At 71.0% G+C, this 14,803-nt stretch carries 14 protein-coding genes; 12 read left to right on the top strand and 2 right to left on the bottom strand.

Annotated features, from left to right (window positions below; genetic code table 11):
- From Tther_RS11550 to Tther_RS11535, 4 genes are all read left to right on the top strand, one after another.
- Window positions 1-965 (top strand): lysophospholipid acyltransferase family protein (locus Tther_RS11550; protein ID WP_425472832.1); only part of this gene is annotated, 965 nt, incomplete at its 5' end.
- A 183-nt stretch (window positions 966-1,148) separates the two neighbouring features.
- Window positions 1,149-1,733: a Crp/Fnr family transcriptional regulator gene (locus tag Tther_RS11545; protein ID WP_185975081.1), complete on the top strand. Its 585-nt coding sequence runs from the start codon at window positions 1,149-1,151 to the stop codon at window positions 1,731-1,733.
- A 100-nt stretch (window positions 1,734-1,833) separates the two neighbouring features.
- Window positions 1,834-3,489, top strand: coding sequence for a methyl-accepting chemotaxis protein (locus Tther_RS11540; RefSeq protein ID WP_143904015.1), 1,656 nt, complete (start codon window positions 1,834-1,836; stop codon window positions 3,487-3,489).
- Between the two features lie 34 nt (window positions 3,490-3,523).
- Window positions 3,524-5,359, top strand: a complete 1,836-nt coding sequence (locus Tther_RS11535; RefSeq protein WP_143904013.1) for a putative bifunctional diguanylate cyclase/phosphodiesterase — start codon at window positions 3,524-3,526, stop codon at window positions 5,357-5,359.
- Between the two features lie 181 nt (window positions 5,360-5,540).
- Here the strand turns inward: Tther_RS11535 and Tther_RS11530 are convergent, their stop codons facing one another.
- Window positions 5,541-5,738: a YgaP family membrane protein gene (locus Tther_RS11530; protein WP_143904011.1), complete on the bottom strand. Its 198-nt coding sequence runs from the start codon at window positions 5,736-5,738 to the stop codon at window positions 5,541-5,543.
- A 255-nt stretch (window positions 5,739-5,993) separates the two neighbouring features.
- Here Tther_RS11530 and mnmG point away from each other — a divergent pair, with 255 nt between their 5' ends.
- The 6 genes from mnmG (at window position 5,994) to Tther_RS11500 (ending at window position 11,967) form a co-directional block, all read left to right on the top strand.
- Window positions 5,994-7,976, top strand: coding sequence for a tRNA uridine-5-carboxymethylaminomethyl(34) synthesis enzyme MnmG (gene mnmG, locus Tther_RS11525; protein WP_143904009.1), 1,983 nt, complete (start codon window positions 5,994-5,996; stop codon window positions 7,974-7,976).
- Window positions 7,973-8,650, top strand: coding sequence for a 16S rRNA (guanine(527)-N(7))-methyltransferase RsmG (gene rsmG / locus Tther_RS11520; protein WP_143904007.1), 678 nt, complete (start codon window positions 7,973-7,975; stop codon window positions 8,648-8,650). The genes mnmG and rsmG overlap by 4 nt, the downstream gene beginning before the upstream one ends.
- A 190-nt stretch (window positions 8,651-8,840) precedes the next feature.
- Entirely contained in the window at window positions 8,841-9,611 is a 771-nt protein-coding gene (locus tag Tther_RS11515; protein WP_143904005.1) for a ParA family protein, read from the top strand.
- Between the two features lie 12 nt (window positions 9,612-9,623).
- Window positions 9,624-10,199 (top strand): RBBP9/YdeN family alpha/beta hydrolase, encoded by a 576-nt coding sequence (locus Tther_RS11510; protein WP_143904003.1) that lies wholly within the window; start codon window positions 9,624-9,626, stop codon window positions 10,197-10,199.
- Window positions 10,199-11,179 carry a ParB/RepB/Spo0J family partition protein gene (locus tag Tther_RS11505; RefSeq protein WP_143904001.1) on the top strand — a complete coding sequence of 327 codons (981 nt, stop codon included), beginning with the start codon at window positions 10,199-10,201 and terminating at the stop codon, window positions 11,177-11,179. Before Tther_RS11510 ends, Tther_RS11505 begins: the two co-directional genes overlap by 1 nt.
- Complete coding sequence (locus Tther_RS11500; protein WP_143903998.1) at window positions 11,176-11,967, top strand: class I SAM-dependent methyltransferase; 792 nt, start codon at window positions 11,176-11,178, stop codon at window positions 11,965-11,967. Before Tther_RS11505 ends, Tther_RS11500 begins: the two co-directional genes overlap by 4 nt.
- A 55-nt stretch (window positions 11,968-12,022) precedes the next feature.
- Here Tther_RS11500 and Tther_RS11495 read toward each other — a convergent pair whose 3' ends face one another.
- Entirely contained in the window at window positions 12,023-13,447 is a 1,425-nt protein-coding gene (locus Tther_RS11495; protein ID WP_143903996.1) for an FAD-binding oxidoreductase, read from the bottom strand.
- Between the two features lie 87 nt (window positions 13,448-13,534).
- Between Tther_RS11495 and Tther_RS11490 the strand changes: the two genes are divergently transcribed.
- Entirely contained in the window at window positions 13,535-14,098 is a 564-nt protein-coding gene (locus Tther_RS11490; RefSeq protein ID WP_143903994.1) for a cob(I)yrinic acid a,c-diamide adenosyltransferase, read from the top strand.
- A 208-nt stretch (window positions 14,099-14,306) separates the two neighbouring features.
- Window positions 14,307-14,663: a flagellar transcriptional regulator FlhD gene (flhD, locus tag Tther_RS11485; protein ID WP_143903992.1), complete on the top strand. Its 357-nt coding sequence runs from the start codon at window positions 14,307-14,309 to the stop codon at window positions 14,661-14,663.
- Window positions 14,664-14,803: the final 140 nt, after the last annotated feature.

The following is a 14,803-nucleotide window of genomic DNA, read 5'->3' as shown; positions in this document are numbered from 1 at the left end:
ATGCGGTCGTCTGGGCGCCGCCGCAGCGCTTCCTCGACGAGCAGCCGCGCCTGCGCGCCCTGTTCAACATCGGGGCTGGCGTGGACGCGCTGCTGCGCCTGCGGCTGCCCCCGGGGCCCGCTGCGCTGCGGCTGGCCGCGCGCCTGCCGCTGCCGCTGCTGCGCGCGGTGGGCGCGCTGCTGGGCGCGGCGCTGTTTGCGCTGGCGCGGCGCCGGCGCGCCGTGGTGCGGCGCAACCTGGCGCTGTGTTTTCCGCAGGCGTCGGCCCGCCAGCGCCGCCGCTGGGCGTGGCAGACCTTTCGCTTGTTTGGGCAGGCGTTTGTGGACCGCGTGTGGCTGTGGCACGCCCCGGCGCACGTCGTGGCGGCGCGCGTGCGGCTGGAGGGCGACTGGCAGGCCCTGGCCGCGCCGGGGCCGCGGCTGCTGTTCGTGCCGCACTTCGTGGGGCTGGATGCCGCCTGGACGCGGCTGACCCAGGCCATCGACCGGCCGTGGGCGGGCCTCTACGCGCCACAGGCCTATCCGTGGCTCGATCGCTGGGTGCGCCACGGGCGCGCGCGCTTTGGCGCGCCGCAGGTCATCTCGCGCCGCGACGGCGTGCGCGGCCTGGTGCGGGCGCTGCGCGCGGGCGCGGCCGGCTACCTGTTGCCGGACATGGACCTGGGGCCACGGCAGTCGGTTTTCGTGCCCTTTTTTGGCATACCGGCGGCCACCGTGACCTCGCTGCCGCGGCTGGCGGCGGCCGCCCAGGCCCCGGTCGTGCCGGTGATCGCGCGCTTGGACCGCCACGGCTACCGCGTGCAGGTGCTCCCGGCGTGGGGCGGCTACCCCAGTGGTGACGACGTGGCCGATGCGCGCCGCATGAACGCGGCGCTGGAGCGCTGGATTGCCGAAGACCCCGGCCAGTACCACTGGCTGCACCGGCGCTTCAAAACACGCCCACCGGGCGCTCAGCGGCTGTATTGACGTGCCGCAAAAACGGTCGCCGCGGTGCTGGACAGGGCCGGCGGGCATGGACACAATGCGTGCGCCATGACGGTTGCGATGCCGCCTGTTTCGTCGAAAGGGGGAGCGCCTGTGCGCTGCACGGACTGTGTGCGTGCGGCGGGTTGCCTCCTGGCCCGCCTGCCGGCGTCGCAGGCCCACGGCATGGTTCGCGAACACGCCGTGCCGGCCGGCACCACCCTGCTGCACCAGGATGAGCCGGTGCGGCGTCTGGTGACGGTCAAGGTGGGGCTGTTGGCCCTGCGCCGCCGTGTGCCCGAAGGGCCGGCGCGCACGATTGCGGTCATCGGACCCGGGCGCACGGTGGGCTTGCGCGCCCTGGTCGGGCAGGATGCGGCGGCGCTGGATGCGCACGCCCTGACCCCGGTCCGGGTGTGCCTGCGCCCGGTGGTGCCGGGCGCGCTGGAAGTGCCGGTGCCTGCGGTGCTGTCGGAGTTGACGCGCCTGGCCGAAACCCTGGCCGACTGGGCGGCCATCGGCCGCTTGCCCACGGCCACCCAGCGCGTGGAAGCCGTGTTGCGCCGCTTGGCCGTGGCCGTGCAGTCCCCGTGCGTGCAGCTACCGCAGCGGCAGGTGCTGGCGGAGCTGGCGGCCTGTGCGCCGGAGACGGTCTCGCGCGCCCTGGGCGCGCTGGCGCGTGCCGGCCGCGTGCGACGCGGCCCGCGCCGCAACGCATGGGTGTTGGCCGAAACGACTCACGGGAGCACCCCGCAGCGGCCGTTGGCGTGACAAATGTCACGCGCGGTGTTGATGGCGGGCAAACGGCCACCACAGCCGGACGGTGGCGTGGCAAGCTGGGAAACGGGCTCATGTCCAGGGAGGTTTTCCCATGCGCAACAACCAGCCGGTCACCCAGCGCGAATTTGCCTTCGACGGCCGCCAAACGCTGCTGTCCACCACCGACCCCAAAGGGCGCATCAGCTACGCCAATTCGGCCTTCATCGCCGTCAGCGGCTTTGACGCCGCCGAGCTCATGGGGCAGCCGCACAACATCGTGCGCCACCCGGACATGCCGCCCGAGGCGTTTGCCGACATGTGGGCCACGATCAAGGGCGGCGAGTCGTGGACGGCGCTGGTCAAAAACCGCCGCAAGGATGGCGACCATTACTGGGTGCGCGCCAACGCCACGCCCATGCTGCGTGACGGGCAACTCGCGGGCTACCTGTCGGTGCGCACCGCGCCCACCCGCGCAGAGGTCGAGGCGGCCGAGGCGCTGTACCGGCGCTTTCGCGAGGGGCGGGCGCAGGGGCTGGCCTTCCACAAGGGCCTGATCGTGCGCACCGGCTGGCAGGCATGGCGCAGCACGCTGCAAAAGCTCTCCACCGCCGCGCGCGTGCGGCTGGCGGTGTGGAGGGCGGCGCTGCTGCCGGTGCTCACTGGCGTGGTCATCGCGGCCCAGGGCGGCTCGTGGGCAGCCGAAGGGGCGGTGGCCGCTGCCGCGCTGCTGGCCGCGTTGCTGGCCGATGTGTTCTTGACGCGCCAGATTCTGGTGCCGCTGCGCGCCATCCGTCGGCAGGCGCAGGCGGTGGCCAGCGGCTCGCCGGGGGACAACCTCCACCTCGACCGCGTGGACGACATTGGCATGGTGCTGCGCGCCATCAACCAGTCCGGGCTCAATTTGCGCGCCCTGGTGGACGATGTGGCGCAGCAGGTGGGCGGCGTGAGCGCGGTGGCCGAGCAGATAGCCCAGGGCAACGAGGATTTGTCCGCCCGCACCGAGAGCAACGCCGCGAGCCTGGAAGAAACCGCCGCCTCGATGGAGGAGCTGACCGCCACCGTCAAACACAACGCCGACAGCGCCCAGCAGGCCAGCCGGCTGGCGGCCAGCGCCAGCGAGGTGGCCGCCGCCGGCGGTGCCGTGGTGCAAAACGTGGTGCAGACCATGGAGCGCATCACGGCCAGCTCGCAGCGCATCGAGCAAATCGTGGCCGTCATCGACAGCATCGCGTTCCAAACCAACATCCTGGCGCTCAACGCCGCGGTGGAAGCGGCCCGCGCCGGTGAGGCCGGACGCGGTTTTGCGGTGGTCGCCGGCGAGGTGCGCAGCCTGGCCCAGCGCAGCGCCGATGCGGCCAAGGAGATCAAGGCCCTGATTCAGGGCAGCGTCACCGAGGTGCGGGGCGGTGCCGAGTTGGTCGCGCAAGCCGGTGCCCGCATGGGTGAAATCGTGCAGCAGGTGCAGCAGGTGACGCAGCTGGTCAACGAAATCTCGGCGGCCAGCGCCGAGCAGTCCAGCGGCGTGGCGCAGGTGGGCGAGGCGGTGGCGCAGCTCGACCAAAACACCCAAAGCAACGCGGCGCTGGTCGAAGAAATCGCCGCCGCCGCGCGCAGCCTGCACCAGCAGGCCGAGCGCTTGGCGGAGGCGGTGACCGTCTGGCGCGGCGGGGCGGGCGGCGCGGTTGCCGTGCGCGCGGTTGCCACGCCCGGCGAATGGCACGACACCGCGGCCAACCGGCGCCCGGCGCGCCTGCAGCGCCCGGCGTGAGCCGGGTGGCGCCACAAGACAAAGGGTTGGCGCGATGACGAACGCGACCATGGCCGGTGCGCATGGCCGGCGCCCCGACGCCGCGGATGGGCTGGTGATCGACGCGCAGTTGCGCGAGGCCCTGGCCGAAGTCGGTGGCGGGCTGGACGCCGCGCGGGTGGAGCACGCCCTGCTCACCGCCGCCCCCGACGGCATTTTGCTGGTGGACGCCCGTGGCACCATCCTCCTGGCCAATCCGGCGGTGCAGGCGCTCACCGGCCATGCGCCGCAGCAACTGGTCGGCCAGCCGCTGGATGTGCTGATGCCGGCCGGGCTGATGCAACGGCATCGGCAGCGGGTGGAAGCGTTTTTCAGCCAGCCGCACGACCGGCCCATGGGACGGGTGCCCAACCTGCGGCTACGCCACCGCGACGGCCACGAGGTGCCGGTGGACATCGCCCTAGGCGTGTGTGAGGTGGCCGGCACCCCCTGCGCCGCGGTGTTTTTGCGCGATGTCACCGAGTTGCAGCGCCTGACCGAGGTGTTGCGCCACCAGGCCACCCACGATCCCCTCACCGGCCTGTACAACCGCGCCCAGCTGCTGGAGGTGCTGCGGCTGGCCTGCCAACAGGCGCAGCGCGGCGGGCGGCCCGGCGCGGTGCTGTTGGTGGATCTCGACGACTTCAAGGCCATCAACGACGGCCACGGCCACGCCACCGGTGACCGGCTGTTGATCGAAGTGGCGCGCCGCCTGCGCTCGACGGTGCGCGCCATGGATGTGGTGGCGCGGCTGGGCGGGGATGAGTTCGTCATCGTCTTGCCCGAGGTGGCGGGCGCCGACGCCGCCCTGGCGGTGGGGGAAAAGCTCCTGCATGCCCTGGCGCAGCCGTATCAGCTCGATGCACTGGCGCTCGGGGGCATGGGCGCGTCGGCCGGGGTGGCGGTCTTCCCACACGATGCGTGCGCGCCTGACGATCTGTTGCGCTTTGCCGACGTGGCCATGTACGCGGCCAAGCACGACGGGCGCGGCGGCGTGGCGCGCTTCGAGGCGTCCATGGCGGCGTCGGTCGACGCGCACCTGCGCGTGCACGAGCGGCTGCAGCACGCGTTGCGTCACGGGGGGCTGCAGCTGCACTACCAGCCGCAGTTCGACTGGGACGCCGAGCGCGTGACCACGGTGGAAGCGCTGCTGCGCTGGTCCGACCCGGTGCTGGGTGCCGTCTCGCCGCAGCGCTGCATCGAGGTGGCCGAAGCCACCGGGCTCATCGTGTCGCTGGGTGACTGGGTGCTGGAGCAGGCCTGTCGGCAGGCGCGCCAGTGGCGCGACCAAGGCGCCGCGGTGCGGGTGGCGGTCAACCTGTCACCGCAGCAGTTTCGGCTGCCCGACTTGCCGCAGCGCATCGTGGCGATGATGCAGCGCCATGGCCTGCCGGGCGAGGCGTTGGAGCTGGAAATCACCGAGTCACACGCGATGGCCGACCCGCAGCGCGCGTGCGTTGCGCTGCGCCAGCTCATGGAACATGGTATAGAGCTGGCGCTGGACGACTTTGGCACCGGCCACTCGTCGCTGGCCCAGCTCAAGCGCCTGCCCTTGCATCGCCTCAAGATCGACCGGGAATTCGTGCGCGGCATCCCGCACGACGGGGTGGACGCCGCCCTGGTGCGCGGTGTGGCGCGGCTTGCCCGGCTGCTGCGCCTGCAAACGGTGGCCGAAGGGGTGGAGACCGCGACACAGGCGTGGCACGTCCGGCGCCATGGTGTCGATGCGATCCAGGGCTGGGTGTTGGATCGGGCCCAGCCTGCCCACGAGGTAGCCCGTTGGTTTGGCCCGCAGGGCGCCGCGCGCGCCCTTGCGCGGCTGCGCGACGCTGCGCCGGCCATGGTGGCGTGAATGATCCGGCGCTTTGCCAACCCAACGCGGCCGCTCCGCGGCACCGTGCCATGGTGCGTGGCGCCAGGGCCCGAAACCCAGGATGCGGCACGGGCGCTGCAGGCCGATGGTTGGCAGGTAAGGGCAGCGGGCGTCAAGCCCGCCGCCGATCACGCCGCCACCGATGGGGCTCGCCCACGGCTTACCCTTCGGTTTTGGTCTTGCAGGTGTTGACACCGAAGATCGCGTAGGGCGGGCACCAGCCGATCAGGCCCGTGGCCAGGGGCACGATGCCGATCCAGCCCCAGGCGCCTACGGTGCCGGTGGCGGCCGCGGCGATGAGGGCCACGCCCACCACGATGCGCAGGATGCGGTCGATGCCGCCGACGTTTTGTTTCATGGTGCTGTCCTCCAAAGGGTTGCGACCGTCTGACGATACCCCAGACTGTACGACGGGGGTTTGACAGATGGCAAGCCTTTTGTGCTGGCGCCGCGTCATGCGGCAGGGGGCACGTGCCGGCCCGCGGCCGCGCCCGGGCGTCGCCATGCGCAGCGCGTGCAGGGTTGGGCCGAACGTGGGACAATGCAGCCCTTTGCCGATGTCGGGGCCGGGCCTGTGGTGGGTCGCGGCCCGTTGTCGTTGGGGCGCACGTCCATGTTGTATCCGCAGGAATTCGATGTCATCGTCGTCGGTGGCGGCCACGCCGGGACCGAGGCCGCGCTGGCCGCCGCCCGCATGGGGTGTCGCACCCTGCTGCTGACCCACAACATCGAGACGCTGGGCCAGATGAGCTGCAACCCCAGCATCGGCGGCATTGGCAAGGGCCACTTGGTCAAGGAAATCGACGCGCTGGGCGGCGCCATGGCCTTGGCCACCGACGAGGCGGGCATCCAGTTTCGCATCCTCAACGCCAGCAAGGGCCCGGCGGTGCGCGCCACGCGCGCCCAGGCCGATCGCAAGCTCTACAAAGCGGCCATACGCCGCCGGCTGGAAAACCAGCCCAACCTGTGGCTGTTTCAGCAGGCCGTGGACGATTTGATGGTCGAAGGCGACCGCGTGGTCGGCGCGGTCACCCAGATTGGCATACGCTTTCGCGCGCGGGCGGTGGTGTTGACGGCCGGCACCTTCCTGGACGGCAAGATCCATGTGGGCCTGGAGCACTATGCCGCCGGCCGCGCGGGGGACCCCCCGGCGCAGCGCCTGTCGGCCCGGCTCAAGGAGCTGAAGCTGCCGCAGGGGCGGCTCAAGACCGGCACCCCCCCGCGGCTCGATGGCCGCACCATCGATTGGTCGCGCTGCACGGTGCAGCCAGGTGACGGCATGCCCGGTTCGGAGACCGAAGGGCAGCCAGTCCCGGTGTTCAGCTTTTTGGGGCGGCCCGACATGCACCCCACCCAGGTGCCGTGTTGGGTGACACACACCAACCCCCGCACGCACGAGATCATCCGCAGCGGCTTTGACCGCAGCCCGATGTTCACCGGCAAGATCGAGGGCGTGGGCCCGCGCTACTGCCCGAGCGTGGAGGACAAGATCAACCGCTTTGCCGACAAGGACAGCCACCAGATCTTCCTGGAGCCCGAAGGCCTGGACACGCACGAGGTGTATCCCAACGGCATCTCGACCAGCCTGCCGTTTGACATCCAGTACGCGTTGGTGCGCTCCATCGCCGGGCTGGAAAACGCGCACATCCTGCGCCCGGGCTATGCCATCGAGTACGACTATTTCGATCCGCGCGGCCTGCGCTCGACGTTCGAGACCAAGGTGATTCGGGGGCTGTTTTTTGCCGGGCAAATCAACGGCACCACCGGCTATGAGGAGGCGGCCGCGCAAGGGCTGTATGCCGGGATCAACGCCGCGTTGCAGGTGCTCGAACGCGAGCCGTGGGTCCCGGGGCGGGATCAGGCTTATCTGGGCGTGTTGGTGGACGACCTGATCACCAAAGGCGTGACCGAGCCGTACCGCATGTTCACCAGCCGGGCCGAGTACCGCCTGCAGTTGCGCGAGGACAACGCGGACCTGCGGCTGACCGAAATCGGGCGCCGCCTGGGCCTGGTGGACGATGCCCGTTGGGATGCCTTCTGTCGCAAGCGCGACGCGGTTTCACGTGAAACCGAACGGCTCAAGTCCACGTGGGTCCACCCCCGCATCGTGGCCGCCGCCGAAGCGCAGCGCGTCCTGGGCAAGGCCATCGAGCACGAATACAACCTGTTCGACCTGCTGCGGCGTCCCGGCGTGGGCTACGAGGCGCTGATGACGCTGGCCGGCGGGCGCTTTGCGGACGCTGCGGTTTCACGTGAAACGCTGGGTGATCTGTATGCGCCGGTGGTGGAGCAGGTGGAGATTGGCGCCAAGTACGCGGGATATATCGAGCGCCAGCGCGACGAGGTCGAGCGCGCCGCGGCCTACGAGCACCTGAAGTTGCCCGCCGATCTGGACTACATGCAGGTGTCGGCCCTGAGCGTGGAGGTGCGGCAAAAATTGCAGCAACACCGGCCGGAGACGCTGGGGCAGGCGGCCCGCATTTCCGGGGTGACACCGGCGGCGATCTCGTTGCTGCTGATTCACCTCAAGCGCGGGCGCTTCAAGGGGTTTGGTGACGCCGGCGGCGATGCCGGCCCAGAGGCGCGCGCGGCATGAGCGCTGACGCGCAGGAGGCGGCGCTGCGCGAGGGCTTGGCGGCGCTGGCGCTGACCCTCCCCGATGCCGCGGTGCGTCAGTTGCTCGACTACCTGGACGCGTTGGTGCAATGGAACCGCGTGTACAACCTGACGGCGGTGCGTGAGCCGGGGGATATGCTGACGCACCACCTGCTGGACAGCCTCGCGGTGGTGGGGCCGCTGCGTCGGCAGCTCGCGGGGCAGGGCGCTCAGCGGCACGACGGTGTGCGTGTGCTCGATGTCGGCTCCGGGGGCGGGCTGCCCGGCGTGGTGTTGGCCATCGCCTGCCCGGACCTGCACGTGACCTGTGTCGATGCGGTGGCCAAAAAGGCGGCATTCGTGGCGCAGGTGGCGGCCCGCCTGCGGCTGCCCCGCTTGCGGGGCTTGCACGCGCGGGTCGAGTCGCTGCGCGAGGCTTATGACGTGGTCTGTTCGCGCGCCTTTGCGTCGTTGGTGGACTTTACCGCCTGGTCACGCCATGCGTTGGCCCCCAACGGCGTGTGGATGGCCATGAAAGGGCGGGTGCCGCACGACGAACTCGCCGCCCTGCCGGCCACCATCGAGGTGTTTCACGTGGAACCGCTGACCGTGCCCGGCCTGGGTGCGCAGCGGTGCCTGGTGTGGATGCGTTCCGCGCCCGCCGAATCCCCGTAAACTCCAGCCCTGCCGCCGGCCATGCGCCCGGCGCTGCCGTTATCGTCCACATGCCACTGCGGGACCGCGTCATGTTCGGTGTTGTCCACTCCGCTGCTTTCGTTGCCCCTGGGCCGCTGCCAACGCGCCGCGCCGCGCCGGGGCTGTCCGCTTGGGCTTCGTCCGCCGCCAGCGCGCCGAGGGTTTGACGATGGCACGGGTGTTTTGCATTGCCAATCAAAAAGGCGGCGTCGGCAAGACCACGACCACGGTCAACCTGGCCGCCGGGCTGGCCAAAGTGGGGCAGCGCGTGCTGATGGTCGATCTGGACCCCCAGGGCAACGCCACCATGGGCTCGGGCGTGGACAAGCGGGCGCTCGACCCCACCGTGTACGAGGTGCTGCTGGGCGGCGCCACCGTGCCCGAGGCCGCGCGCCGCAGCGACGCGGCGGGCTACGACGTGCTGGGCGCCAACCGCGAATTGGCCGGCGCCGAGGTCGAGCTCGTCACGCTGGAACGGCGCGAGCACCGCCTGCGCGACGCCTTGGCAGGCGTGCAAGACGACTACGATTTCGTCCTTATCGACTGCCCGCCGTCGTTGAGCCTGCTCACGCTCAACGGGCTGTGCGCGGCGCACGGCGTCATCGTGCCCATGCAGTGCGAGTATTTCGCGCTCGAGGGCCTGTCCGATCTGGTCAACAGCATCAAGCAGGTGCACGCCAACCTCAACCGCGATCTCAAGCTCATTGGTTTGCTGCGCGTGATGTTCGACGCCCGCATCACCCTGCAGCAGCAGGTCAGCGAGCAGCTCAAGGGGCACTTTGGCGACAAAGTGTTCGACACCGTCATCCCGCGCAACGTGCGTCTGGCCGAGGCGCCCAGCTATGGCTTGCCGGGGGTGGTGTTCGACCCCGCGGCGCGCGGCTCCAAGGCCTTCGTCGATTTCGCGCGCGAGATGGTCGCCCGCGTCGAGCGTCTTTGAACGGGGGCGCGGATGGCGGTGCAGGTGTTGACGCTGCCGGGCTGGCTCAGCAGCGGCCCGGATCACTGGCAGTCGCGCTGGGAGCGGCTCCACGGCTTCGTGCGCGTCGAACAGCACGACTGGCTGACGCCCCGGCGTGGGGACTGGATGGCCCGGCTGGAGGACGTGGTGGCCGATGCGCCCGGCCCGCTGGTGCTGGTGGCCCACAGCCTGGGCTGCATCCTGACCGCGGCGTGGGCGGCCCACTCGCGTCACACAGGCCGTGTGCGCGGGGCGCTGCTGGTGGCGCCCGGCGACGTCGAGCAGCCGGACCTGGGTGCGCGCCTGCCGGGCTGGGCGCCGATCGAGCGCCGCGCGCTGCCATTCCCCAGCGTGTTGGTGGCCAGCCGCGACGATCCCTACTGCCGCTTCGAGCGTGCCCAGGCGCTGGCCCAGGCCTGGGGCAGCCGCTTCATCGACGCCGGGGCGCGCGGCCACCTCAACGCCGAATCCGGCCTGGGTGACTGGCCGCAGGCGCTGGACTGGATCGCGCCGTGGTGCGACGGCGCGCCCGGCACCCCCCACACGGCATCCCGAGACCTTGCATGATGGCAACCAAAAAACCCAAAGGACTGGGCCGCGGCCTGGAAGTGCTGCTGGGACCAGCGGTCGAAACCGACGCGACGATGCGCGATGCCCCGCGCCAGCTGCGCCTGAGCGACCTGGTGCCTGGCGCCTACCAGCCACGCACGCGCATGGACGAGGGCGCCCTGTACGAGCTGGCCGAAAGCATCCGCGCCCAGGGCGTGATGCAGCCGGTGCTGGTGCGCCGCCTGGCCGACGACGTCGGCGCCCAGCGGTTGGCGGCCTGGCACGCCAGCCCGGCGGGGCAGCCCTTTGCCGACGGTGCCCGTGGCGCGCGCCCGGTGTACGAAATCATCGCGGGCGAGCGGCGCTTTCGTGCCGCCCGGCTGGCCGGGCTGGAGGAGGTGCCGGTGCTGGTGCGCGAGGTGCCGGACGAGGCCGCGGCGGCGATGGCCCTGATCGAAAACATCCAGCGCGAAGACCTCAACCCGCTGGAAGAGGCGCAAGGCCTGCAACGCTTGATCAAGGAGTTTGGCCTGACGCACGAGCAGGCCGCGCAGGCCGTCGGTCGCTCGCGCAGCGCCGCCACCAATTTGCTGCGCCTGCTGCAGCTGGCCGAGCCGGTGCAGACCATGCTGATGGCGGGCGACCTCGACATGGGCCACGCGCGCGCGCTGCTGAGCCTGGACCGCGCCACCCAAATCACCACCGCGCACCAGATTGCGGCCAAGGGCCTGTCGGTGCGCGAAGCCGAGGCGCTGGTCAAGCGCCTGACGGCCGAGTTTGCGCTCACGCCCCCGCGCCCCAAGGCCGAAAAACCACGCGACGTGCGCCGGGTGGAGGAGGAGCTTGCCGAACTGCTGGCCGCCGAGGTCGAGGTGCGCGTCAAAAAACGCCTCAAGCGCAACGGCCGGGTGCAGGAGCAGGGCGAGCTGGCGATCGCGTTCGCGTCGCTGGACGAGCTCAACGGCCTGATCGAGCGGCTGCGCGCCTTGCAGGGATGACGCCGCGCCGCGCCGCGTCTGCACCGGATCGCTGGCCGCTGCCGGCCTTGGCGCTGTGGTTGGCGGCCTGGGCCGGGTATGTGGTCCTGCGCGTGGGCCTGCAGCGCCCGGTGGCCGAGGCGTTTGGCATCGTGGCCCTGCTGGCCTTGGTGTGGGCCATCCGCCGCGGCGGCACCCCGATGCGGCGCATGGTGATGGCGCTGGGCTTTCCGCTGTCGTGGGTGCTGGCGGCGGGCTTGTTGCCGCTGCCGCCCGCGTGGGTGTGGGTGCTGCTGCTGGCGCTGGCGCTGGCGCTCTACCCCTGGCGGGCGTGGCGCGATGCCCCGCTGTATCCCACCCCCGCGGGTGCGCTCGACGGCTTGCGCGAGGCGATTTGGCTGCCGCCACGCGCGCGCATTCTGGATGCCGGCTGCGGCCTGGGGGATGGCCTGCGCGCGCTGGAGCGGGCCTACCCCGATGCGCAGCTGATGGGCATCGAGCGCGCCTGGGTGCTGCGGCTGCTGGCGGGCCTGCGCTGCCCGGGCGCGCAGGTGCGCCATGGCGACTTTTGGGCCGACGACTGGTCGGCCTATGACATGGTGTACCTGTTTCAGCGCCCAGAGACCATGCCGCGCGCCGCGACCAAGGCCGCATCGGAAATGAAGCCCGGCGCCTGGCTGGTGAGCCTGGAGTTCGAGGTGCCGGGCTGGCCGCCCAGCGTGTGCTGGCGCTGCCCCGATGGGCGGCCCGTGTGGGGCTACCGCCTGCCCGTCGCGGCCAACCAACCGGGGGCGGTGGCTGCCGCCTGATCGGGGCGGCAGGGCCGATGATGGCCGCCCCCGGGGGCGGGGCAGCGCTGCCTGGTCACCCGGCCAAAATCTTGCCCGGGTTGAGGATGTCGTCCGGGTCCAGCGCGGCCTTGATGGCGCGCATCAGCGCGATCGCCCCATCACCGGCTTCGGCGCGCAAAAAGCCCATTTTGTGCAGGCCGACCCCATGCTCGCCGGTGCAGGTGCCGCCGCTGGCCAGCGCGCGCTCGACCAGGGCGTGGTTGAGCCGCTCGGCGGTGGCGCGCTCGGCCGCATTGTCCGGGTCGATCAGGTAGCCCATGTGGAAGTTGCCGTCGCCCACGTGCCCGACCATGAAGTACGGGATGCCGGCCGCGTCGGCTTCGGCCACGGCCGCGAGCACGTTGTCGGCCAGCCGGCTGATCGGCACACAGGCGTCGGTGGTGATCGCGCGGCAGCCCGGGCGGCTTTGCACTCCGGCGAAGTAGGCGTTGTGGCGCGCCGTCCACAGGCGCGTGCGCTCCTCGGGCGTGGTGGCCCATTCGAACGCCTGACCGCCGTGCTCGTCGGCGATCGCCTGCACCAGCTCGGCTTGCTCGCGCACGCCGGTGGGCGAGCCGTGGAACTCCATGAGCAGCATCGGCTCCTCGCGCAGGCCCAGCTTGCTGTGCGCGTTGACGGCGCGCACGGTGCGCGCATCGAGCAGCTCGCAGCGCGCGATCGGCACACCCATCTGGATGATGGCGATGGTGGTGCGCACGGCCGCTTCGACGCTGGGGAAGGAGCAGATGGCCGCCGAGATGGCCTCGGGCAGCGGGTAGAGGCGCACGGTGATTTCGGTGATGACGCCCAGCGTCCCCTCGCTGCCGACGAACAGCCGCGTGAGGTCGTAGCCGGCGCTGCTCTTGCGCGCGCGCGTGCCGGTGCGTATCACCTCGCCGCGGGCGGTGACCACTTCCAGCGCCAGGACGTTTTCGCGCATGGTGCCGTAGCGCACGGCGTTGGTGCCGCTGGCGCGCGTGGCGGCCATGCCGCCGATCGAGGCATCGGCCCCCGGGTCGATGGGAAAGAACAAGCCCAGGTGCTTGACCGCCTCGTTGAGCTGCTTGCGCGTCACTCCCGGCTGCACGGTCGCGGTCAGGTCCTCGGGCTGCACCGCCAGCACCTGGTTCATGCGGCTGACGTCCAGGCTGATGCCGCCCTGCACGGCCAGCAGGTGCCCCTCGAGCGAGGAGCCAACGCCAAACGGGATCACGGGCACGCGCCAGCGCGCCGCCAGGCGCACCGCGTCGGCCACGTCAGCCGTCGATTCGGCAAAGACGACCGCCGCCGGCGGCGGCACGTGCGTAAACGCGGACTCGTCGCGGCCGTGCTGTTCGCGCACCGCCGCGGCGGTGGACAGGCGCGACCCAAAGCGGGCTTGCAGTGCAGCCAGCGCCTCGGGCGGCACCGGGCGCGGATGCACCTCGGGCAGCACAGGGGTGGGCAGGGGGGCGTTCATGGACTCTCCAAGCGGTGGGGCCGGGCGGGGCGGCGGTTGCCGATAATGGGCGGATTATCGGCTTGCATCGTGCCACGGAGGACACCCATGGGCAATCGCCTGACACAAATCGCCACCCGCACCGGGGACGCGGGCACCACCGGCCTGGGCAACAACCAGCGCGTCAGCAAAAACAGCCTGCGCGTGCACGCCATGGGCGACGTGGACGAGCTCAACTCCCACATCGGGTTGCTGTTGTGCGAGCCCATGCCCGACGATGTGCGCGCCCTGCTGGTGGAAATTCAGCACCAGCTCTTCAACCTGGGGGGCGAGCTCAGCATCCCCGGCTACGAGCTGCTCAAGCCCGAGGCGGTGCTGGCCCTGGACGAGGCGCTGGCACACTACAACGAGCGCCTGCCCCGGCTGCAGGAGTTCATCCTGCCCGCGGGCACGCGCGCCGCGGCCCAGGCCCACGTGTGCCGCACCGTGGCGCGGCGCGCGGAGCGCAGCGTGGTGGCGCTGGGCAACGAGGAGGCCATCCACGACGCCCCGCGCCAATACCTCAACCGCCTGTCGGACCTGATGTTCGTGCTGGCGCGCGTGCTCAACCGGCTCGATGGGGGCGACGACGTGTACTGGAAAAGCGAGCGCCTGCAGCGCGGCGCGGGTTGAGCGGCGCGCGGTCCCGCGCGGTGTGGCGGGGTCGGTGTAGGAAGTTGTCTGACACGCCGCCGGCGCGTGTCCGACAGGCCGAACAGACACCTTCCGATTCAAGTTGAGCAGGGGGATTTTCACAATCCTTTTCAACGCACCGACGCTTTTCGGGCTGTGCTAAACCCCTCAGCCCGGTGCGCGGAACCCGATGACAAGGAGCCCTGCCATGACCGCCACCGCCGCCAACCTCACCGATGCCGACCGCGAGCAACTGCTGGCCGAGATCCGCGAGGCCAACCTGACCTACCTGATGCTGGCGCAGCGCCTCATCCGCGCCGACAAGGCCGAGGCCACCTTCCGCCTGGGCCTGAGCGAAGAGTCCGCCGACCTGATCGCCGCGCTGTCGCCCGCGCAGATCGTCAAGCTGGCCAGCCACAACACGCTGCTGTGCCGCTTCCAGGCCGACGACGAGATGGTGTGGAAGCTGCTCACCAGCAGCCATGCGCCGCAGCGCGCCATCGGCGAGACCGCGCAGCGCCTGCACGCCAGCATCCTGATGGCCGGGCGGTTGGCCAACGTCTGATCCACGCCACCCCGCCCACGACCACTTGCGTGACGATAGGAAACCGTTCGGCGAGATGGGCCAGGCTATCGATCGGCCCCATCAACGCGCCCACCAAGTTGTTCAAGGCCGGCAGCAGCGCATTGCCCACCGTGATGCCC

It is taken from the genome of Tepidimonas thermarum, from assembly GCF_007556705.1.
GTDB classification, from domain to species: Bacteria; Pseudomonadota; Gammaproteobacteria; order Burkholderiales; family Burkholderiaceae_C; genus Tepidimonas; species Tepidimonas thermarum.
The sequence above is the reverse complement of the archived record's forward strand: the minus strand, read 5'-3'. Positions and strand labels throughout refer to the sequence as shown.